The sequence below is a fragment of the Arenibacter sp. S6351L genome (genome assembly GCF_023016025.1).
Taxonomy (GTDB): domain Bacteria; phylum Bacteroidota; class Bacteroidia; order Flavobacteriales; family Flavobacteriaceae; genus Arenibacter; species Arenibacter algicola_B.
Genome location: NZ_JALKBB010000083.1, coordinates 1 through 1137 on the forward strand (window position 1 = coordinate 1; position 1137 = coordinate 1137).

The 1137-nt window shown below is 52.2% G+C and carries 1 pseudogene; it reads left to right on the plus strand.

Annotated features, from left to right (window positions below):
* Positions 1 to 1137 (plus strand): annotated as a pseudogene (locus MWU82_RS23960) (collagen-like protein); the annotation flags it as partial.

Consider the following 1137-nt stretch of genomic DNA (forward strand, 5'->3'; position numbering starts at 1 on the left):
TGGTGCACAAGGTGAGAAAGGTGATACCGGAGCTCAAGGTGAAAAAGGTGATAAAGGAGATAAGGGTGATACCGGTGCTACAGGAGCAACTGGTGCTACTGGTGCTACTGGTGCGCAAGGACCTATAGGTATAAGTATACCCGGAGTTAAAGGTGACAAGGGTGATACTGGTGCTACAGGAGCAACTGGAGAGCAAGGTATTCAGGGTGAGAAAGGAGACACCGGTGCTACTGGTGAAACTGGAGACACTGGTGAAAAAGGAGATACTGGTGCCACCGGAGCTACAGGAGCAACAGGAGAGCAAGGAATTCAGGGTCTAAAAGGTGACAAAGGCGACCAAGGAGATAAGGGCGATACAGGAGCTCAAGGAATCCAAGGTATTCAAGGAGAAACCGGAGCGACTGGTGCTACCGGAGATCAAGGAGATAAGGGAGAAAAAGGAGACAACGGAGCTACAGGTTCAACTGGAGCTACTGGTGAGAAAGGCGATAAAGGAGATACTGGTGCGACAGGAGAACAGGGAATTCAAGGTCTAAAAGGAGACCAAGGAAATAAAGGTGATACTGGTGCGACCGGAGCCACAGGTGAACAAGGTGATAAGGGTGAACAAGGTGAGAAAGGAGACACCGGTGCGACCGGAGCCACAGGCGACCAGGGCGTCAAAGGAGATACTGGAGCCCAAGGAATTCAAGGTATACAAGGAGAAACCGGAGCAACTGGTGCTACTGGAGAGCAAGGAATCCAAGGTATTCAAGGAGAAACTGGAGCCACTGGTGCAACTGGTGAAACTGGAGCGACTGGTGAACAAGGAATCCAAGGTGTAAAGGGTGATCAAGGTATCCAAGGTGAGACTGGGGCCACTGGTGCTACCGGAGATAAGGGTGACAAGGGAGATACTGGAGCCCAAGGAATTCAAGGTATACAAGGTGAAACTGGTGCTACAGGTGCCACTGGAGAAAAAGGAAACACCGGTGCGACCGGAGCCACAGGCGACCAGGGCGTCAAAGGTGACAAGGGTGATACCGGAGACCAAGGAATTCAGGGTCTAAAAGGAGACCAAGGTGAGAAAGGTGACACCGGTGCGACCGGAGCCACAGGCGACCAGGGCGTCAAAGGAGATACCGGAGCTCAAGGGAT